This window comes from Sphingomonas sp. CL5.1 (assembly GCF_013344685.1).
GTDB lineage: Bacteria > Pseudomonadota > Alphaproteobacteria > Sphingomonadales > Sphingomonadaceae > Sphingomonas.
In genome coordinates this window covers 848,374-868,308 of sequence record NZ_CP050137.1, presented here as the reverse complement: position 1 = coordinate 868,308, position 19,935 = coordinate 848,374, and the positions used below count along the sequence as shown (strand labels likewise).

The 19,935-nt window shown below is 69.3% G+C and carries 19 protein-coding genes; 11 read left to right on the top strand and 8 right to left on the bottom strand.

The genetic code is table 11. The annotated features are described in order from the left end of the window. Window positions 1–15: 15 nt before the first annotated feature. A complete protein-coding gene (gene motA / locus F9288_RS04340) occupies window positions 16–879 on the top strand; it encodes a flagellar motor stator protein MotA (protein WP_174835498.1) in 864 nt (287 codons plus the stop codon). 50 nt (window positions 880–929) lie between these two features. Continuing rightward, window positions 930–1,838 (top strand): flagellar motor protein MotB, encoded by a 909-nt coding sequence (locus F9288_RS04335; protein ID WP_174835497.1) that lies wholly within the window; start codon window positions 930–932, stop codon window positions 1,836–1,838. On the opposite strand, the gene F9288_RS04330 is transcribed toward F9288_RS04335, so the two are convergent. Then, complete coding sequence (locus F9288_RS04330; RefSeq protein ID WP_174835496.1) at window positions 1,811–1,963, bottom strand: hypothetical protein; 153 nt, start codon at window positions 1,961–1,963, stop codon at window positions 1,811–1,813. The two genes, F9288_RS04335 and F9288_RS04330, sit on opposite strands and share 28 nt — an antisense overlap. A gap of 75 nt (window positions 1,964–2,038) precedes the next feature. Here F9288_RS04330 and F9288_RS04325 point away from each other — a divergent pair, with 75 nt between their 5' ends. Continuing rightward, window positions 2,039–2,908 (top strand): 3-hydroxybutyryl-CoA dehydrogenase, encoded by an 870-nt coding sequence (locus F9288_RS04325; RefSeq protein WP_174835495.1) that lies wholly within the window; start codon window positions 2,039–2,041, stop codon window positions 2,906–2,908. 50 nt (window positions 2,909–2,958) lie between these two features. Here F9288_RS04325 and rdgB read toward each other — a convergent pair whose 3' ends face one another. After that, window positions 2,959–3,585, bottom strand: a complete 627-nt coding sequence (gene rdgB, locus F9288_RS04320) for an RdgB/HAM1 family non-canonical purine NTP pyrophosphatase (protein ID WP_174835494.1) — start codon at window positions 3,583–3,585, stop codon at window positions 2,959–2,961. Next, window positions 3,582–4,295, bottom strand: coding sequence for a ribonuclease PH (gene rph, locus F9288_RS04315; RefSeq protein ID WP_174835493.1), 714 nt, complete (start codon window positions 4,293–4,295; stop codon window positions 3,582–3,584). The genes rdgB and rph overlap by 4 nt, the downstream gene beginning before the upstream one ends. Before the next feature lie 176 nt (window positions 4,296–4,471). Between rph and F9288_RS04310 the strand changes: the two genes are divergently transcribed. From F9288_RS04310 to F9288_RS04290, 5 genes are read left to right on the top strand one after another with little or no spacing between them, the layout of a single operon-like run. Further along, a complete protein-coding gene (locus tag F9288_RS04310) occupies window positions 4,472–4,990 on the top strand; it encodes a hypothetical protein (RefSeq protein ID WP_254621073.1) in 519 nt (172 codons plus the stop codon). An 18-nt stretch (window positions 4,991–5,008) separates the two neighbouring features. Beyond that, window positions 5,009–5,338 (top strand): hypothetical protein, encoded by a 330-nt coding sequence (locus F9288_RS04305; protein ID WP_174835492.1) that lies wholly within the window; start codon window positions 5,009–5,011, stop codon window positions 5,336–5,338. A gap of 10 nt (window positions 5,339–5,348) precedes the next feature. After that, window positions 5,349–6,017, top strand: a complete 669-nt coding sequence (locus F9288_RS04300; RefSeq protein WP_174835491.1) for a response regulator transcription factor — start codon at window positions 5,349–5,351, stop codon at window positions 6,015–6,017. After that, window positions 6,014–7,327, top strand: a complete 1,314-nt coding sequence (locus F9288_RS04295) for a HAMP domain-containing sensor histidine kinase (protein WP_174835490.1) — start codon at window positions 6,014–6,016, stop codon at window positions 7,325–7,327. Before F9288_RS04300 ends, F9288_RS04295 begins: the two co-directional genes overlap by 4 nt. Window positions 7,328–7,354: 27 nt before the next feature. Beyond that, window positions 7,355–8,743 carry an L-serine ammonia-lyase gene (locus F9288_RS04290; RefSeq protein ID WP_174835489.1) on the top strand — a complete coding sequence of 463 codons (1,389 nt, stop codon included), beginning with the start codon at window positions 7,355–7,357 and terminating at the stop codon, window positions 8,741–8,743. Between the two features lie 121 nt (window positions 8,744–8,864). Here F9288_RS04290 and F9288_RS04285 read toward each other — a convergent pair whose 3' ends face one another. Next, the gene (locus F9288_RS04285) at window positions 8,865–10,460 is read right to left on the bottom strand and encodes an isocitrate lyase (RefSeq protein ID WP_174835488.1); all 1,596 of its coding nucleotides are present in this window, start codon (window positions 10,458–10,460) and stop codon (window positions 8,865–8,867) included. A 93-nt stretch (window positions 10,461–10,553) separates the two neighbouring features. Continuing rightward, complete coding sequence (locus F9288_RS04280; protein ID WP_174835487.1) at window positions 10,554–10,709, bottom strand: hypothetical protein; 156 nt, start codon at window positions 10,707–10,709, stop codon at window positions 10,554–10,556. A 160-nt stretch (window positions 10,710–10,869) separates the two neighbouring features. Here F9288_RS04280 and F9288_RS04275 point away from each other — a divergent pair, with 160 nt between their 5' ends. Further along, complete coding sequence (locus tag F9288_RS04275) at window positions 10,870–12,267, top strand: short-chain fatty acyl-CoA regulator family protein (RefSeq protein WP_174835486.1); 1,398 nt, start codon at window positions 10,870–10,872, stop codon at window positions 12,265–12,267. Here the strand turns inward: F9288_RS04275 and F9288_RS04270 are convergent. The 3 genes from F9288_RS04270 to F9288_RS04260 are packed head-to-tail and all read right to left on the bottom strand — an operon-like array spanning window position 12,248 to window position 16,433. Next, window positions 12,248–13,678, bottom strand: coding sequence for an efflux transporter outer membrane subunit (locus F9288_RS04270; RefSeq protein ID WP_174835485.1), 1,431 nt, complete (start codon window positions 13,676–13,678; stop codon window positions 12,248–12,250). The genes F9288_RS04275 and F9288_RS04270 overlap by 20 nt on opposite strands. An 11-nt stretch (window positions 13,679–13,689) precedes the next feature. Further along, complete coding sequence (locus F9288_RS04265; RefSeq protein ID WP_174835484.1) at window positions 13,690–15,279, bottom strand: MDR family MFS transporter; 1,590 nt, start codon at window positions 15,277–15,279, stop codon at window positions 13,690–13,692. Next, the gene (locus tag F9288_RS04260; RefSeq protein WP_174835483.1) at window positions 15,276–16,433 is read right to left on the bottom strand and encodes an HlyD family secretion protein; all 1,158 of its coding nucleotides are present in this window, start codon (window positions 16,431–16,433) and stop codon (window positions 15,276–15,278) included. The genes F9288_RS04265 and F9288_RS04260 overlap by 4 nt, the downstream gene beginning before the upstream one ends. 80 nt (window positions 16,434–16,513) lie before the next feature. Between F9288_RS04260 and F9288_RS04255 the strand changes: the two genes are divergently transcribed. Both F9288_RS04255 and F9288_RS04250 read left to right on the top strand, forming a co-directional pair. Continuing rightward, a complete protein-coding gene (locus tag F9288_RS04255) occupies window positions 16,514–16,942 on the top strand; it encodes a MarR family winged helix-turn-helix transcriptional regulator (RefSeq protein ID WP_174835481.1) in 429 nt (142 codons plus the stop codon). 563 nt (window positions 16,943–17,505) lie between these two features. Next, window positions 17,506–19,923 carry a TonB-dependent receptor gene (locus F9288_RS04250; protein WP_174835479.1) on the top strand — a complete coding sequence of 806 codons (2,418 nt, stop codon included), beginning with the start codon at window positions 17,506–17,508 and terminating at the stop codon, window positions 19,921–19,923. The last annotated feature ends 12 nt before the right edge of the window (window positions 19,924–19,935 follow it).

Below are 19,935 nucleotides of genomic sequence, written 5' to 3'. Positions count from 1 at the left end.
CCGGGGGGTTTTCGAATGTTTCCGGCCATTGGCCTCGTTGTCCTCCTCGGCATGGTCTTCGGCGGCTTCGCCATCACCGGCGGCGCGCTCGGCCCGGTGTTCGAGGCGATCCCGCACGAATTGCTCATCATCGGCGGCGCGGCGGCCGGCGCGCTCATCATCGGCAATTCGGGCAAGGAGCTGAAGGCGATGGGCGGGGGCCTCGCCAAGGTGTTCAAGGGGCCGAAATACAAGAAGCAGGATTATCTCGACACGATCTTCCTCGTCTCGAAGCTGATGAAGATGCTGCGGATGGAAGGGCCGATCGCGCTCGAGCCGCATGTCGAGGACCCCAAGTCCTCCGCCGTCTTCGCCGAATATCCGCGCCTGCTCGCCGATCATACGCTGGTCAACCTGATCGCCGACACGCTGCGGCTGGTCGTCGTTTCCTCCGGCACGCTCGACGTTCATGCCGTGGAGGAGGTGATGGACAACGCCATCAAGACCCACCACCACGAGGTCGAGGGGCCGCAGCACACGCTGAGCAGCCTCGCCGACGCGCTGCCCGCATTGGGCATCGTCGCGGCGGTGCTCGGCATCGTCAAGACGATGGGATCGATCGACAAGCCGCCGTCGATCCTCGGCGCGATGATCGGCTCGGCGCTGGTCGGCACGTTCATGGGCGTGCTGCTCGCCTATGGCATCGTCAGCCCGCTCGCCAACCGGCTGAAGCAGGTGATCGAGGCGGATGCCGCGATCTATCATGTCGTGAAGCAGATCATCGTCGCCTCGCTGCACGGCCATCCGCAGCCGCTGGTGATCGAGGCCGCCCGCTCCGGCATCGCGCACAAGAACCAGCCCGGCTTCGCCGAGGTGTTCGACGGGTTGCGGGGCCGGTGATGCCTGGCGTCCTTGCGAGCTTCGCCGCGCGACCGCAGGGAGCCAGCTAAATGGCCGCGCGCGCGCCGCACGGCTCGAACCAGCCGCCCAAGATCATCTACAAGAAAATCTACATCGAAGGTGGCGGGGGCCATCACGGTGGCGCGTGGAAGGTTGCCTATGCCGATTTCGTGACGGCGATGATGGCCTTCTTCCTGCTGCTGTGGCTGCTCGGCGCGACGACCGAGAAGCAGCGCAAGGGCATCGCCGACTATTTCGCGCCGACCATCCTCAACACCAAGTCGCTGGGCATCGGCGGCTCGGGCCTGTTCGGCGGCAAGTCGGTCGTCAGCGACCAGAAGACGGGGCCGGAGGACGGCAATTCGCGCCTGCCGACGCTGGTCGCGCGGATCGACAACAATGCCGGCGGCAAGCAGATGGGCGCGGGCAAGAAAGGCTCGCTGCGCAGCCCCGAATCGGTCGCCGCCGAGGACCGCAGGAATTTCGCCGCGCTGCGCCGCCAGGTGCTGGAGCGGATCGCGGCCAGCGCCAGCCTCAGCAAGCTTTCGCGCCACATCCGCTTCGTGATGACGCAGGACGGGATGCGCATCGACCTGATCGACGACGCCAATTATTCGATGTTCGCGCTCGGCACGACCGTGCTGGAGCCGGCCGCGTCGGAGCTGATCGGCATGGTCGGCGACAGCATCGCGCATACCGGCAACCCGATCATGATCCGGGGGCACACCGATTCGGTGCCCTATGGCGATCCGCGCGCGATGAACAACTGGACGCTCGCCACCGGCCGCGCCGAGGCGACGCGCCGCCGGCTCGCGCTGGCCGGCATCCCGGAGGCGCGCTTCAACCGCATCGAGGGCGTCGCCGACCGCGAGCCGATCATCACCGACAATCCCGCCGACCCGCGCAACCGCCGCGTGGCCGTCACCCTGCTCTATCGCGCGGGCGCGTTCGGCCGCTGAGCCTCGGGCGTCGCCGACGGCCGCGCGCGCACCTCGCTCGTCCCGGTGCGCGAGGTGACGTTGGCCGGTTCGTCCGAGCAGCCGGCGAGCGCGAGCAGCATGAGGATCGCGATGCGGCTTGTCATGCCGCTTCCTAACCCGGCTGGCGTCGCGCGCGAAACCCGCTATGCGACCGGCGGGTTTTCGAGCGGAGGCGACAGATGCAGTCAGTTGGCGTGATCGGTGCGGGGCAGATGGGCGCGGGGATCGCGCAGGTCGCCGCGCAGGCGGGCTATCGCGTCCTGCTCGCCGACGTCGACAGGGCGCGCGCCGAGGCGGGCAAGGCGGGGATCGCCAGGCGGCTGGCGCGCGACGTGGAGAAAGGCAAGATCGAGGGCGAGGCGCGCGACCAGCTTCTGGCGCGGATCGAGCCGGCCGACGGCCTCGCCGCGATGTCGCCCTGCGCATTGGTGATCGAGGCGGCGACCGAGCGCGAGGAGATCAAGCGCGCGATCTTCGCCGAGGTCGGCAAGGTGCTGGGCAAGGATGCGGTGCTCGCCTCGAACACCTCGTCGATCCCGATCACGCGGCTGGCGCAGGCGTCGCCGGACGCGGCGCGCTTCATCGGCGTGCACTTCTTCAACCCGGTGCCGGTGATGGGGTTGATCGAGGTGATCCGCGGCCTCGCCACCGCCGACGCGACGGTGAAGCTGGTCGAGCAATTCGCGCAGGCGCTGGGCAAGCAGGTCGTCCACGCCAACGACGCGCCGGGCTTCATCGTCAACCGCGTGCTGATGCCGATGCTCAACGAGGCGTGCTTCGCGCTGGGCGAGGGCGTCGCGACGATCCGCGACATCGACCTCGCCTGCCAGCTCGGCCTCAATCATCCGATGGGGCCGCTGACGCTGGCCGATTTCATCGGGCTGGACACGTGCCTGGAGATCACCCGCGTGCTGTTCGAGGGCACCGGCGACCCCAAGTTCCGCCCCGCGCCGCTGCTGGTGAAATATGTCGAGGCCGGCTGGTATGGCCGCAAGACCGGGCGGGGGTTCTACGATTATTCCGGGGACACGCCCGTTCCGACGCGCTGACCGCTGATAGCCGCTCCCCTGAAGGGGAGTGGCCTTATCACTTCATCACTTCAGAACACCGCCGCGACGAGTTGCCGGAACGCATCGGCGCGGTGGCTGATGTCGTGCTTGCGCGCCTGGTCCATCTCGCCGAACGTCTCGTTCTCGCCGTCCGGCAGGAACATCGGGTCGTAGCCGAAGCCCCTGTCGCCGCGCGGCGGCCAGACGAGCGTGCCGTCGACCCTGCCCTCGAACCATTCGACATGCCCGTCCGGCCACGCCAGCGCCAGCGCGCAGACGAAATGCGCGTCGCGCGGCGGATTGTCGAGCCGGCCGAGATTGTCCTCGACCCGTCGCATCGCCACGTCGAAATCCTTCGCCTCGCCCGCCCAGCGCGCGGAGAAGATGCCGGGATCGCCGCCCAGCGCCTCGACGCACAGCCCCGAATCGTCGGCCAGCGCGGGCAGGCCGGAAAGGTCCGCCGCCGCGCGCGCCTTCAACTCGGCGTTCGCGACGAAGGTGGTGCCGGTCTCCTCCGGCTCGGGCAGGTCGAGCGCCCTGGCGGAAACCACCTCCAGCCCGTGCCCGGCGAGCAGCTCGGCGATCTCGCGCACCTTGCCGGGATTGTGGCTGGCGATCACCAGCTTGCCGGCGGCGAGCTTGCGGATCGCCTGTGGCTGATCGCCTTCGCCACTCATGCGACCGCCTTCGCCTGCGCCGCGAAGATCTCGCCGCAACCGATCCGCGCGAGGCGGAGCAGGCGCAGCAACGCCTCCTCGTCATAGGTGGCGTGTTCGGCGGTGGCCTGCGCCTCGGCGATATGGCCATTCTCGAGCAGCACGAAATTGGCGTCGGCGTCGGCGTTCGAATCCTCGTCGTAATCGAGGTCCAGCACCGGATTGCCCTGATAGATGCCGCAGCTCACCGCCGCGACCTTCTGGCCGATCGGGTCGCGCGTCAGCTTGCCCTCGCGCAGCAGCCCGTTGACCGCCAGCCGCAGCGCCACCCACGCGCCGGAGATCGAGGCGGTGCGCGTGCCGCCGTCCGCCTGGATCACGTCGCAGTCCAGCGTGATTTGCCGCTCGCCCAGCGCCGCCATGTCGGTGACGGCGCGCAGCGAGCGGCCGATCAGCCGCTGGATTTCCTGCGTGCGCCCGGATTGCTTGCCCTTCGCCGCCTCGCGGCTGCCGCGCGTATGGGTGGCGCGGGGCAGCATGCCGTATTCGGCGGTGACCCAGCCCTGTCCCTTGCCGCGCAGGAACGGCGGGACGCGCTCCTCCACGCTGGCGGTGACGAGCACCCTGGTGTCGCCGAAGCCGATCAGCACCGATCCTTCCGCATGGCGGGTGAAATGGGGCTCGATGGTGATCGCGCGCATCTGATCGGGGGCGCGGCCGCTGGGGCGCATGGGGGCAGTCTCCTGTGATTTCGCGTCCGGGCCGTAGGGCGGGCGGCCTGCCGTGGCAATGAAAACCGGGCGCGTCGTAAGGCGCGTGTCAGCATCTTCATGGAACAAGCGGGGGACTGGCGCGATCGTGCGTCACCGGGGTTGCAGGAGAGATTGCGATGGCCACGGTTTCGAGAATGTCCTCCCTTCCGCTGGTGGCGCTGGTCGCCGCCGGCGCGCTCGCCGGGTGTACCACCATGGGCACGGGCGTCGGTGATTCCGGCACCTCGGGCCTGACCGCTACCTTCAACTGGAAAGCGCAGGGCGCGCGCACCGGCGAGATGACCGCGCAGCTCGCCAACGGCCAGACCTATGCCGGCACCTTCTTCCAGATCACGCAGGAAACCCGCGTCGACGAGCTTGGCCCGCTATGGGCCGGCTGGGGGCCGATCGGTCCCTATCGCGGCTGGGGTTGGGGCCGGGGCTGGGGCGGCTGGGGCGGTTGGGGCGGCGGCTGGGGCTATTGGGGCCCGTCGCAGGACTTCGTGACGCATTATTCCGGCAAGGTGCTGGCCAATCTGTCCGGCCCGAACGGCCGCATGCGTTGCCGCTTCACGCTGATCCGCCCGTCGAGCGGGATGAGCGGCGGCGGGGAGGGCCAGTGCCAGGTGCCGGGCGGCGGCAGCATCGACGCCACCTTCCCGCCGTCACGATGAGCGGGCGCCGCCCGAGCGATGGAGCAGCCCGACAGCGCCGGGAAGCAGGAGGAGGCGCCGGCCGGCCCTCCGCTGCCGGCCGCCAAGAGCCATCACATTCTGAACGGCGCCTCCAACCTGCTGGGGGTGACGTTCGTCATCATCACCGGGCTGAAGCTCACCGCTTATGGCGACCGCTCCTTCGCGGACGAGGCGGCGCTCGGCGCGGCGGTGCTGCTCACGGCGAGCTGCTTCTTCTCCTATCAGTCGATTCGCGGCGGGTCGGACTGGTGGGAGGATATCGCCGACCGGCTGTTCCTCGCCGCGCAACTCCTGCTGCTCGGCGCTGTGTCGCTGCTGTGGCTCTAGGCGACCCGCGGTGCGCCTGCTGATCGTCGACGACAATCGCGAGCTGGCCGAGGCGCTCGCCGCCGCGTTCCTGAAGCGCGACATCCGCTGCGATATCGCCAGCACCGCGCGCGATGCTGAGCAGCTCGTCACCACCACCGATTATGCCGCGATGGTGCTCGATCTCGGGCTGCCCGACGAGGACGGGCTGGCGCTGCTCCGCCGCCTGCGCGCGCAGCGCCGCACCGTGCCGGTGATCGTGCTCAGCGCGCGTGGGGCGGGGGAGATGCGCGTGCTCGGGCTGGAAAGCGGCGCCGACGATTATCTCGTGAAGCCGTTCCTGTTCGTCGAGCTGCACGCGCGGCTGTCGGCGATCCTCAGGCGGCAGGGCGGCTATGTCGAGGACGTGCTGCGCGCCGCCGACCTGACGCTCGACACGCGCAGCCGCGAGGTGCGCGCGGCCGGCGCGCCGGTGCCGCTGTCGGTGCGCGAGGTGGAGCTGCTCGAGCTGCTGATGCGCCGCGCCGGCCATGTCGTGCCGAAGCGCGTGCTGGCGGACCAGCTCTTCGGCGCGGGCGACGCGCTCGGCTCGAACGCGGTCGACGTCTATGTCCACCGCGTCCGCCGCAAGCTGGAGGATTGCGCGGCGGTGAAGGTGCAGACGGTGCGCGGGATCGGATACATGCTATCCACTCCATGATGCTCCGCCTCCCCCGTTCGTTGTTCGGCAAGCTGCTGCTCGGGCAGATCGCGATCGTCCTGATGGTGGCGGTCGCGCTGCCGCTGCTGCTGTCGCGGATGCTGAACGACACCGCCGGCACCTTCATCTCCGCCCGGCTGGAGCGCGAGGCGGAGGCGTTCGTGCGGGGCGATGCGGTGGGCAAGGGGCCGCGCGACCGGGGCGACCGGTTCTTCGCGCTGTTCGATACGCACGGCAACGCGCTGCAGGCGCGGCCGCAGGCGCTGCCGTTCGACCTGGACGACCTGCCGCACGGCGCGGCGCGGCGCTTCGTCACCTGGGGCCGGTACGACGTGCTCACCCGGCCGGTGGCATTGCCCGGCGGCGGGCCGGGCTGGGTGGTGGTGGCGCAGGACCGCACCCACCCGGAGGAGATCGTCGACGATGTCGTCCGCTCCTTCCTGCGTCGCTTCGCCTGGGTGATCGGCGCGGCGCTGCTCGGCTCGCTGCTGCTGTCGTTCATCGTGCTGCGCCACGTGACGGGCATGTTCCGCGACGCGGCCGCCGACGCCGATGCGATCGGCCTGCCGCGCCTCGACGGACGGATCGAGGAAGCGCGGATGCCGAGCGAGGCGATGCCGCTGGTCCATGCCACCAATCGCGCGCTCGACCGGCTGGAGGCGGGCTATCGCGCGCAGGGCGATTTCGTCGGCAATGTCGCGCATGAATTGCGCACCCCGCTGGCGCTGATCTCGCTGCGGCTGGAGCAGCTTCCCGCATCGCCGGAGCGCGACCAGATCGGCCGCGCGGTCGATCAGGCCAATCACGTCATCCGCCAGCTCATCGACCTCGCCGCGATCGACCGGCTGCATCCGCAGCTCGCGATGATCGACCCGGCCGCGCTGGCGCGCGACGCGGTGGAGGCGATGGTGCCGATCGTCTATCGCTCGGGCCACAGCATCGCCTTCGAGGAGCCGGACACGCCGCCAAGCCGCGTGCGCGGGGTGGCGGAACTGCTGCTGATCGCGATCACCAACCTGATCGACAATGCGGTGCGCCACACGCCGGCCGGAACGTCGATCGTCGTCTCCGCCGCGCCGGACGGCAGCGTGACGGTGGAGGATGACGGCCCCGGCCTCGCGGTCGACGCGCGCGATCCCGTCGCGCGCCGCTTCCGCCGGGGCGACACCGCGCGCAGCGACAGTGCCGGGCTGGGCCTGTCGATCGTCGAGCGCATCCTCGGCGTGTGCGGCGGCGTGCTGGAAACCGGGAGCAGCGCGGGCGGCGGGGCGCTGCTGCGCCTCCGGCTGGATGCGACGCCGCTGGCGTAGCGCCGCGCCGGATCCTAAGACGCGGGCATGCCCCGCAAGAAGCATCCGCTCTCCGCCGACCAGCCGTCCGCCGTCAGCGTCACCGAATTGTTCACGATCGGCATCGGGCCGTCCAGCTCGCATACTGTGGGGCCGATGCGTGCGGCCAAGGCGTTCGCGGCCGAGATGATCGATGCCGGGCTGGCGCCGGTGCGGGTGCAATGCGAATTGTTCGGCTCGCTCTCGCTCACCGGGCGCGGGCACCACAGTGATCGCGCGGTGCTGCTCGGCCTGTCGGGCGAGACGCCGGAGACGGTCGATCCCGAGGCGGTAGAGGGGCTGATCGCGGCGATCGCGGCCGAGGGGCGGCTGGCGCTCGACGGGCGCCTGCCGATCCCGTTCGACATCGCGGGCGACCTGCTGTTCCGCCCCGGCTTCCTGCCCGGCCACCCCAATGCGATGGTGTTCACCGCCGCGCTGCCCGACGGCAGCGAGGTCGCGCGCCGCTATTATTCGATCGGCGGCGGGGTGATCCGGCAGGAGGGCGCGGAGCCGGAACGCGCCAATCGCCAGCCGCGCCACCCCTTCGGCTCGGCGGCCGAACTGCTCGCGATCGGCGCGGCGGAGGATATGGCGATCGCCGATATCGTCCGCGCCAACGAGGCGGCGTGGCGCGGGGATGCGGAGACCGACGCCTTCCTCGATCGCGTGCACGACGCGATGTGCGGTTCGATCGAGCGCGGCTGCGCGGCGACCGGCGAACTGCCCGGCGGGCTGAAGGTCAAGCGCCGCGCCCGCGCGATCCGCGAGAAGCTGCTGGAGCGCGGTCCGCGTAGCGACCCCAGCCTGGTGTTCGAATGGGTCAGCCTGTGGGCGCTGGCGGTGAACGAGGAGAATGCCGCCGGCGGCCGCGTCGTCACCGCGCCGACCAACGGCGCGGCCGGGGTGATCCCGGCGGTGCTGCGCTATTACGAGACCTTCGTCCACGGCGCGACGCGCGACGGCGTGCGCCGGCTGCTGCTGACGGCGGCGGCGATCGGGATGCTCTACAAGAAGCGTGCCTCGATCTCGGCGGCGGAGATGGGGTGTCAGGGCGAGGTCGGCGTCGCCTGCTCGATGGCGGCGGGCGGGCTGGTCGCCGCGCTCGGCGGCAATAACGCGCAGGTCGAGAATGCCGCCGAGATCGGGATGGAGCACAATCTCGGCCTCACCTGCGACCCGATCGGCGGGCTGGTGCAGATCCCCTGCATCGAGCGCAACACGATGGGCGCGATCAAGGCGATCAACGCCGCCTATCTCGCGCTGCACGGCGACGGGCGGCACATCGTCAGCCTCGATCAGGTGATCGAGACGATGCGCCAGACCGGCGAGGACATGCGCTCGAAATACAAGGAGACGAGCCTCGGCGGGCTGGCGGTGAACGTGGTGGAATGTTGAGGGGGCGTCAAACGCGAGAGCGGCGCGGCGAAGCCGCGCCGTCGGACGGCGGGTGACGAAGCACCCGCCGCCGGCCGGGCCTGTCCCGTCTCGCGGATAGCCTTGGCTACCCGCGTGCGGGTCAGGCCGCGAACTGGTTCATCGTGTTGTGTGCGCCACCAGCCTTCAGCGCGGCCTCCCCGGCGAAATATTCCTTGTGATCGTCGCCGATGTCGCTGCCCGACATGTTCTGGTGCTTCACGCAGGCGATGCCCTGGCGAATCTCCTGCCGCTGCACGCCCTTCACATAGCCGAGCATCGCCGCCTCGCCGAAATATTCCTTCGCGAGATTGTCGGTGCTCAGCGCCGCCGTGTGATAGGTCGGCAGCGTGATGAGGTGGTGGAAGATCCCCGCCCGCGCGGCCGCGTCCTTCTGGAAGGTGCGGATCTTCTCGTCGGCCTCGCGCGCCAGATCGGTGTCGTCGTAATCGACACTCATCAGCTTGGCGCGGTCATAGGCGGAGACGTCCTTTCCTTCCGCCGCCCAGCGATCATAGACCTGCTGGCGGAAGTTGAGCGTCCAGTTGAAGCTCGGCGAGTTGTTGTAGACCAGCTTCGCGTTCGGCACCGCCTCGCGGATGCGATCGACCATGCTCGCGATCTGCTCGATATGCGGCTTCTCCGTCTCGATCCACAGCAGGTCCGCGCCGTTCTGGAGCGAGGTGATGCAATCGAGCACGCAGCGATCCGCCCCCGTGCCCTCGCGGAACTGGTAGAGGTTCGACGGCAGCCGCTTCGGCCGCACCAGCTTGCCGCCGCGCTCGATCACCACGTCGCCGCGCAGGGTGGAGAGGTCGGTCACCTCCTCGCAATCGAGGAAGGCGTTATACTGGTCGCCGAGATCGCCCTTTTCCTTGCTGAACGCGATCTGCTTGGTGAGGCCCGCGCCCAGCGAATCGGTGCGGGTGACGATGATCCCGTCCTCCACGCCCAGCTCGAGGAAGGCGTAGCGGCAGGCGCGGACCTTCTGGAGGAAGTCCTCGTGCGGCACGGTCACCTTGCCGTCCTGGTGGCCGCACTGCTTCTCGTCGGACACCTGATTCTCGATCTGGAGCGCGCAGGCCCCCGCCTCGATCATCTTCTTGGCGAGCAGATAGGTCGCCTCGGCATTGCCGAAGCCCGCGTCGATATCGGCGATGATCGGCACGACATGCGTCTCGTAATTGTCGATCGCATGGGTGAGGCGCTGCGCCTCCACCTCGTTGCCGGCGGCGCGCGCCTTGTCGAGATCGCGGAACATCAGGCTCAGCTCGCGCGCGTCGGCCTGCTTCAGGAAGGTATAAAGCTCCTCGATCAGCGCGGGCACGCTGGTCTTCTCGTGCATCGACTGGTCCGGCAGCGGGCCGAACTCGCTGCGCAGCGCGGCGACCATCCAGCCGGAGAGATAGAGGTATTTCCCCTTGGTCGTGCCGAAATGCTTCTTGATCGAGATGAGCTTCTGCTGCCCGATGAAGCCGTGCCAGCAGCCGAGCGACTGGGTGTAATTGGCCGGGTCGGCGTCATAGGCGGCCATGTCGCGGCGCATGATCGCGGCGGTATGGCGCGCGATGTCGAGGCCCGTGCGGAAGCGGTTCTGGAGCTGCATCCGCGCGACCGCCTCCGCGTCGATGCCGTCCCACGTTCCGTTGAAGCCGCGGATCAGCTTGTCCGCGCCGGCGATCTGTTCCTGATAGGTCATGCTCGGGATTCCTTCGATGTCGTGATCGGGATGGAAATGTCCGCCGACGCCCGGAGGCGCCGGCGGACACCTTCCTCCCCAGGAAGCGATTGCTCAGCCGAGCCGGCCGAGGCGGTGATAGAGGTTGGAGAATTTCGCCGAACGGGGATCGTCCGCGATCTGCCTGACGTAATGGGCGACCGCTTCCTTCATCAGCTCGAAATCCTCGGTCGAGAAGACGGCGCGGCTGCGCTGCGGTTCCTTGGTCATGTCGCGGCTCCTTTGCGTTCGACGTTTCCGCCGATGGAAGTGCGATAATCGACCAAAATACGCGTTGAGAGACTGAATCGCACAGAAATCGTGTCGCAACGTCGCCGAAATGTCGTTAATACGGGTATTATTGTAAAGTAATTTACAGAGAGATTGGGCGATGGCGCGGGACAAGCTGCTGGCGGGTCATGCGGTGCGGCGGCTGCGGCGGCGCACCGGGCTGACGCAGGCGGCGATGGCGGAAATGCTCGGGATTTCACCGAGCTACCTCAATCTGATCGAGCGCAACCAGCGCGCCCTCCCGGCCGCGCTGCTGGTGAAGATGGCCGAGCAGTTCGATTTCGATCCGCGCGCGCTGGCGGCGGGGGAGCCGGGCGGCGGCGCGGCGGCGATCCGGCGGCGGCTCGCCGATCCGCTGTTCGCCGATCTGGAGATCGACCGGCACGAGGTGGAGGAATGGCTCGCCGCCGCGCCGGGCGGGGCGGAGGCGTTCGCGCGCGCCTTCGATCGCGCCGGCGGCGGCGCGCCGGCCGGCGAGGGGCGCGACGATGCGATGACCGCCGTGCGTCGTGAGATCGAACGCTGGCGCAATCATTTCCCCGATCTCGACGCGGCGGCGGAGGCACTGGCGGACGAATTGCGGCTGGTCGGCGCGGACCTTTACGCAGCGCTGGTCGAGCGGCTGCGCGTCAAGCACGGCCTGTCGATCCGCATCCTGCCGATCGACGTGATGCCGGACCTGCTGCGCCGGCTCGATCTCCACGCGCGGCAATTGCAGTTGAGCGAGACGCTCGATCCGCCCGCGCGCACCTTCGCGCTGGCGGCGCAACTCGCGCAGCTCGAGGCGCGGGCCGAGATCGACGCGCTCGCGCGCGGCGCCGGCCTGGCCGATCGCAACGCCGAGCGACTGTTCCGCCGCCACCTCGCGAGCTATTTCGCGGCGGCGGCGATGATGCCCTACGCCCGCTTCCTGCGCGCGTGCGAGGCGACCGGCTATGACGTGAGCGTGCTCCAACGCCGCTTCGGCGCGAGCTTCGAGCAGGTCGCGCATCGGCTCACCACGCTGCAACGCGTTGGTGCGCGTGGCCTCGCCTTCTTCATGATCCGCATCGACCGCGCCGGGCAGGCCTCGAAACGCTATGCCGGGGCGAGCGCCGCGCCATTGGTGCAGGCGGATGGGCGCTGCCCCTTGTGGCGGCTCCACCACGCCTTCGACCGGCCCGGCGCGCTGGCGGTGCAGCTGGTGGAGCTGGAGGACGGCACGCGCTGGTTCACGCAGGCGCGCACCGCCGGCGCGCCCGGCAGCCGTGCCGATGCCGCGCCGCACGAGGTGGTGGCGGAATTCGCGGTCGGGCTGGGTGTCGCGGCGGAGCAGGCCGGAAGCCTCGCCGCCGCCCGCGGGCTGGAGCTGAACGGCGCGGCGACGCCGATCGGCCTCGGTTGCCGCGCCTGCCTGCGCGCCGCCTGCCCGCAACGCTCCGCCGCGCCGGACGGGCGCGCGCTGCTGGTCAACGATCGCGAGCGCGGGCTATCCGCGCTCAGCTTCGTGGAGGATTGACCTCCTGCCACCCAAGTCCGAGTGCCTTCTGGAGCGCGACGTAATCGGCGGTCATCGCCGCCGTCGCCTGGCTCAGCGCCTGTTCGGCCGAGACGCGCTGGCGCTCGGCGTCGAGCACGTCGATCAGCGTCGCGGTGCCGGCGTCGAAACGCTGGCGCATCAGCCTGGCCGAGCGATCGGCGGTGGCGAGGCCGCGCGCCGCGCTCGCCACGGTCAGCCGCCGCGCGGCATAGCGCGACAGCGAATCCTCCGCGTCCCGGAGCGCGCCGAGCACCGCGCCGCGATATTGCGCCGCCGCCTCGTCGCGCGCGCCCTCCGCCTGCCCGACGCGCGCGGCATTGCGCCCGAAATCGAGGAAGTTCCACGAAAGCTGCGGCGCGGCGATCGCTGAAAGGTTGCCTAGATCGAGCAGGTCGCCCGGCTTGCTGCCGCCGATCCCGATCAGCCCCATGAAGCTGAGGCGCGGGAATTTCGCCGCCTCCGCCACGCCGATCTTCGCGGTGGCGGCGGCGAGCTGGCGTTCCGCCGCGCGCACGTCGGGGCGGCGCTGGAGCAGGGCGGCCGGATCGCCGACCGCCACCTCGGCCGGCGGCAGCGGCACCGCGCGCGCCTCGCCCAGCAGCGCGTCGAGCGCGCCCGGCGCCTCGCCCGCCAGCACCGCGAGCGCGTTGAGATAGGCGTCGCGCTCGGCGGTGAGCGGCAGGATCGCCGCGTCGCTCTGCTCGACCAGCCCCCTCAGCCGCTCGACGTCCAGCGCGGAGGCGGTGCCCGCCGCCTCGCGCTGCTCGGTCAGCTTCAGCATGTCGCGCTGCCGCTCCGCCGCCTGCCGCGCTAGCACGATGCGCTGCTGGCGGTCGCGCAGGTTGACATAGGCCTGCCCCACCTCGGCGGTGAGGCTCACCTGCGCGTCGGCGACATTGGCTTCGGCCGCGCCGATCGAGGCGCGCGCCGCTTCCACCTTGCGGCGCTGCCCGCCGAACAGGTCGATCTCCCAGCTCGCGTCGAAGCCGGCGTTGTAGAGATCGAGCGCGGTCGACCCGCCCCCACCCGATCCGCCGAGGTCGAAACCGGGGAGCTGCGCGTGGAGATAGGTCGCGTTGGCGCTGCCGCTCGGCAGGGCGTTGGCGCGCTCCAGGCGCAACCCGGCGCGCGCCTGCTTCAGCCGCGCCTCCGCCACCTGCACATCGGGGTTGGCGGCGAGCGCGCGGCGCTCCAGCTCGTCGAGCGTCGCGTCGCCGAGCGCGCTCCACCACGGCGCGACGGACGGGGCGGCGGTGCTGGCGCCGTCGGCGGCGCGGACGAAGCCGGCCGGCGGCCTGACCGCGCCGGCGGAGGAGGGGCCGGCATAGTCCGGGCCGACCGTGCAGGCCGCGAGCGCGACGAGCGGCAGCAGGGCGAGGGGAGTGCGCATTGCGGAAAACCTCAGTGCATCGCGATCGACTGCCCCTTGGGCAGCGGCCGCAGGAACAGGACTAGCGGGATCACGCACAGGATGCCGACCGCGAGCAGCCAGAAGATGTCGTTGAACGTCATCACCAGCGCGTCGCGCTGGATCGTGCCGGCCATCGCGCGCAGCGCCGCGTCGGCGCCGCCGAGCGCCTGTCCCAGCGCGCCGAGATAATCCTGCACCATTCCCGAATTGGCATCGAGCGATTCCTCCATCCGCCGGCTGTGCAGCCACAATCGCTGGTCCTGCACCGTCGCGATCCCGGCGAGCGCGAACGAACCGCCGAGGTTGCGCACCGCGTTGAACAGCCCGGCCGCGTCGCCGGCATCCTCCGGGGGAACGGAGGCGATCGCCGCCTGGTTGAGGAACAGGAAGCACAGGATCGTGCCCACGCCGCGCAGCAATTGCGATTCGACGAAGGCGCTGCCCACCGATTGCGCGGTCAGCGTCGTGTCCAGCCAGCAGCTCGTCGCCATGATGAGCATCCCCGCCGCCACCGCGATGCGGATATCGAGATGGCGGATCATCAGCGGCGTGAAGGGCATCAGCATCAGGCTGGGAATGCCCGACAGCAGCACCACCTTGCCCGACTGGAGCGCGTCATAATCGGCGATCGCGGCGAGGAACTGCGGGATCACATAGGAGGTGCCGTAGAGCACCATGCCGACGACGATGCCCATCATCGCCACCGAGCCGAACTGGCGATCGAGCAGCAGGCTGAGCTTGATCACCGGCCGCCGCGCGAAAATCTGCCCCGCGAACAGCAGGATGAAGCCGATCGCGGAGAGGATCGAGAGCATGACGATCTCATGGCTCTGGAACCATTGCTCGCGCTGCCCTTCCTCCAGCACCACGGTCAGCCCGCCGAGGCCGAGCGCGAGGCCGGCGATGCCCAGCCAGTCGGCGTTGAGCAGTTCGCCGAGATGCGCCTTGCGATGCGGCATGGTGACGAGCAGCAGCGTGACCAGGGTCATGCCCACCGGCAGGTTGATGAAGAAGGCGTAGTGCCAGCTCACATTCTCGGTCAGCCAGCCGCCGACCAGCGGGCCGAGCACCGGCCCGAGGATTGCGGTGACGCCGAACAGCGCATTGCCGATCGGCTGCTGCGCGCGCGGCAGGCGCGTCGCGATGATCGTCATCGCGGTGGGGATCAGCGCGCCGCCGGTGAAGCCCTGCCCGACGCGCCCGACGATCATCATCGTCAGGTTGGTCGAGACGCCGCACAGCATCGAGAAGCCGGTGAACAGGGTCGCCGCGATCAGCAGGAAGGTGCGCAGCCCCAGCATCCGCTCCAGCCACGCGGAGAGCGGGATGATGATGATCTCCGCCACCAGATAGGCGGTGGCGATCCACGTCCCCTCGGTCGCGCTCGCGCCGATCTCGCCCTGGATCGTCGGCAGCGAGGAATTGACGATCGAGATGTCGAGCGTCGCCATCATCGCGCCGAGGCTGCCTGCCGCCACCGCCAGCCATGCGGCGGCGTCGGCGCGCTGCGGCAGCGCCCGCGTCGGCGTGGCCGGCGTCTTGCCGCCGTCGCCGGGCGCGTCGGCGGTGATCGCGCTCATTGCCCGATCCGCTCGTTATGCTGTTGCTGCTCGCGTTTGATGCGATCGGCCGCGCCCTTCGCCGAGCGCGTGTCGACGCTGACGTCGACCGACATGCCCGGCACGAGCAGCGCGCGCGTCTCCGGCCCCGGGCTGATCGCGATCCGCACCGGCACGCGCTGGACGATCTTGGTGAAATTGCCGGTCGCGTTCTGCGGCGGCAGCACCGAGAATTGCGCCCCCGTGCCCGGCGAGACGCTGGCGACGCGGCCCGGGATCTCGACGCCCGGCAAGGCATCGACCGACACCTTCACCGGCTGGCCGATGCGCATCAGGCCGAGCTGCGTCTCCTTGAAATTGGCGTCGATATAGAGGTCGCGCATCGGCACCAGCGTCATCAGCCTGGTCGCGGCCTGCACGAACTGGCCCTGCCGCACCGTCTTGTTGCCGACCCGCCCGTCGATCGCGGCGCGGATCAGCGTCGCCCCGACATTGGTGTTGGCGGCGGCGAGCTGCGCCCGCGCGCCCTCGCCCTGCGCCAGCGCCTGCTTCACCTGCGCCTGCAAGGTGCCGACGCGCCGCTCCGCGCTGGCCAGCGCGGCCTCGGCGGCGGCGACCTTGGCGTCGGCCTGGGCCGCCTGGTTCCTCAGTTGCGCCAGCCGCTCGCGCGTCTCCGCGCCGGTTGCCGCGAGCGGCTGGTAGCGCGTCACCTCGTTGCGGGCGAAGGCGGCGTCGGTGCGCGCGGCGGCGAGATCGGCGCGGGCGCGGGCGATCGCCGCCTGCTGCTCGCCGATCTGCGCGCGGACGCCTGCGGCATCGGCGTTGGCGACATCGATCTGCGCCCGGCTCTGCGCGGCTTGCGCGTTATAGTCGCGCGAATCGATCTGGAGCAGCGGCTCCCCGGCCTTCACCGTCTGGTTGTCGGCGACGAACACCTTGTCGACATAGCCGGAAACCTTGGGCGAGACGGTCACCGCATCGGCCTGGACATAGGCGTCGTTGGTCGATTGCTGGTATTTGCCATAGCTTTCGTAGCGCGCGAACCACGCGATGCCGGCGATCACCACCAGCGCCAGCGCGACGAGGAGGATGCCGCGGACGCGCGGGTTCTTGAGCGCGGAGGGGCGATCCTCCGTCGGTTGCTGCGCGGTGTCTTCAGGCGTCTGGTCGGCCATGGTGATTCCCGAATGCGATGGGCGGGCGCTCAAATGGTCGCGGTTGCGGAATAATGCAAGACCATGTATTGAGGTTCCTCATGAAAAACGACGATCAGCTCATGAAGGGTCTCGCGGGCGCCTATCTCCATATCCACCGCCGGTTGAATCGGGCGCTGGCGCAGGAAGGAACGTCTCTCGCCCGCACGAAGATGCTGATGTTCGTCCAGGCGCAGGAAGGCGCCGCGCGCGCCGCCGATATCGCCGAGCTGTTCGATCTCGCGCCGCGCACCGTCACCGACGCGCTCGACGGCATGGAGCGCGACGGGCTGATCGTGCGCACCGCCGATCCGGACGACCGCCGCGTCAAGCGGGTCGCGATCACCCCGGCCGGCGCGCGCGCGGTCGCCGCCGGCGAGCCGCTGCGCAAGCGGCTGCTGACCGAGCAATTCGCGGGGCTGAGCGAGGACGAGCGCGCCCGGCTCGCGGCGCTGCTCGGCCGGCTGGTCGAGACCTTGCAGGAGAAGTGATCGCGCGCTTGCGTCCGCGCGCGCAAGTGATAAGCTCCTCCAGTCCTGTCGCATGACGCCGCCAGAGCGCCCCGACGGACCGGAGATGGATGATGGAGCGGATCAACGCGGAGGTGTGCCAGTGCAACGTGGGCCTGTTGGCCTGCGCGAGCGGCATCGCCCTGCTGATCTTCGGCGCTGCTTTCGCGCTGCTGGGCTGACCGCCCGGCGCGATCGCCGATCGCCTTTCTTCACGCGATGATTCGCGTAGGTCGTATGGCGCGGCCCGTTTTCCCGATGATCTTGCCTCGCAAAGCGCGGCGCTAGACGCGTTGATCTTCAGACGCGTTGATCTTCGCCCGCGGCAAGTTCGCGGTCCGGCCTTCCACTCGTCTCACTCCGTCGCCCGGCCCCGACGATCGATCTCCCCGATAGCCGCCGTATTCCCGCGCGGTTCGTCGAAAGATGAAATGAAAATGAACCGAATAGGTCGGCGGGTGTCACCGATATGTCACCGGGATGCAGCGCCACGCCCATAGGGCGCCCACGCGGGCCGATGCCGCCCGGAGATGGGGAAACACGACATGACGATTCTTTCGCGGACGCGCCTGCGTCTTCTCGCCGGTGCCGCGCTGCTCGCGCTGCCTGTCCTGGCCCACGCCGCCCCGGCGCCGGCCGATGCCGCGCCTGCCGAGCCGGCCGCCGCCGAACCGGCCGAACGCGGCCTCGAGGATGTCGTGGTCACCGCCACCAAGCGCGAGACAAGCCTGCAGAAGACGCCGATCGCGATGGCCGTGGTCGATCCGACGGTCATGCGGGACCGCCACATCCAGAGCCTGATCGACTTCGCCGACGGCGGCGTCCCCTCGCTGCGCGTCGCGACCTTCGAGGCGCGCCAGTCCGCGCTGACGGTCGGCATCCGCGGCATCGTGCCGTTCGACCAGAACCAGACCGCGCGCGAGCCGGGCGTCGGCGTCTATATCGACGGCGTCTATCTCGGCCGTTCGCAGGGCCTCAACGCCGCCCTGTTCGACGTCGAGCGGATCGAGGTGCTCAAGGGGCCGCAGGGCACGCTGTTCGGCCGCAATACCGAGGGTGGCGCGGTCAGCATCGTCACCAGGGGGCCGTCCGGCGAGTTCGGCGGCCGCGTCAGCGCGGGCGTGGGCAATTACGGCGCCTATACCGGCGAGGCGCATATCGACCTGCCCGAGTGGCACAATGTCGCGATCAAGGTGGACGGCGTCTACCAGCATCAGGACCCGACCACGAAGAACCGGCTCGCCGGCCAGATCGGCTGGAACGCCTATGACCGCGTCGGCGGCCGCATCGCCGCGCGCTGGACGCCGACGACCGATTTCACCGCGGACTTCACCTTCGACAAGGCCACCGACAAGAACACGCCGTTCTTCAGCCAGCTCGTGAACTACAACCCGCTGGGCTATACGGTCGCCACGCTCGCCAACGGCGCGCTGACCTGCCCGTCGGCGCCGTGCATCAATCCGCTCCCCAGGCTGGTCGGCGTGCATCCCGAGCGCCAGGACGTCGCCGATGTCGGCGTGCCGCAACAATGGTCGGTGGACAAGACGCAAGGCGTCGGCATCAACCTGAAATACCATCTGTCGGACGCGCTGGAGCTGCGTTCGATCACCGCTTGGCGCAAGGTCTCGACCAACCAGTTCGACAATTCGGGCGGCCCGGAGCGCGTGCCCTTCTCGCCCAACGGCAAGTTCAGCCGCTATTCGCTGTCCGATCTCTACCAGAACCAGTTCAGCCAGGAGATCCAGGCGGTCGGCAGCATCCCGCAGCTCGATTATGTCGCGGGCCTCTATTATTTCTACGAGCAGGCGCGGGAATCGGCGGCGACCCCGTCGTCGAACCAGTGGAACGCCGACGGCACGGCCTATACGATCCTGCCGTCGCAGGTGTTCGGGACGATCACCTCGGGCAACAACGGCTGGGACTATAATTCGCGCTTCCTGCAACGTGCCAGCGTCGCCCGCGCGCGCAGCTACGCGGCGTTCGGCCAGTTCACCTACACGCCGGACTGGGCGCCCGCGCTGCACCTGACCGCCGGCGGCCGCTTCACCCACGACAAGCGCGACGGCACGCTCTACCTCGTGTCCGGTGTCGCGACCGACTGGAAGCTTCACTACAAGAAGGACCGGTTCGACCCGATGGTCACGCTCGCGTTCGACGCGGCGCGGGGCATCAACCTCTACGCCAAATATTCCACCGGCTATCGCGCCGGCGGCGCGAACGACCGCTCGTCGGATTTCGGCGCCTTCGGCCCGGAGACGGTCAAGGCCTATGAGATCGGCGCGAAGATGGACCTGCTCGACAATCGCGTCCGCCTGAACCTCGCCGGCTATATCATGGACCGGTCGGGCACGCAGATCGACTTCGATTATGTCGACACCAACCAGTATCTGCCGGGCACCACCACCCCGAACCCGACCTTCAACCTGCATACACAGGATACCGCCAACGCGCCCGGCATCTCGAAGATCCGGGGCGTCGAGGCCGACCTGACCGTGCGGCCGATCGACAACCTCACCCTCGGCGCGTCCTATGCCTATACCTATGCGATGGTGCCGGTCACGCCGAACCCGCTGCCGGGCGTCAATTTCGGCAAGCCGACGGCGGTGTTCACCGTCTATACCCCGCCCAACGCCGCGTCGGGCTATATCGACTATTCGATCCCGGTCGGCAGCGAGAGCAATCTGCGCCTGCACCTCGACGCCAATTACGCCGACGCGCAGTACAGCTTCCAGGATCAGGACCTGAAGACCGACTCGAGCTTCGTGGTGAACGGCCGGCTCGCGCTGACCGATATCACGCTGGCGGGCGGCGGACAGAAGCTGACCGTATCGGTATGGACCCGCAACCTGTTCAACGAACAGCATAAATACCGGGTCAGCAACGAGAACGCCAAGACCCTGGGCTATTACGCCAACTTCAATCCGCCGCGCACCTTCGGCATTGAAGGCTCGATCAACTTCTGATCGTCACGACAG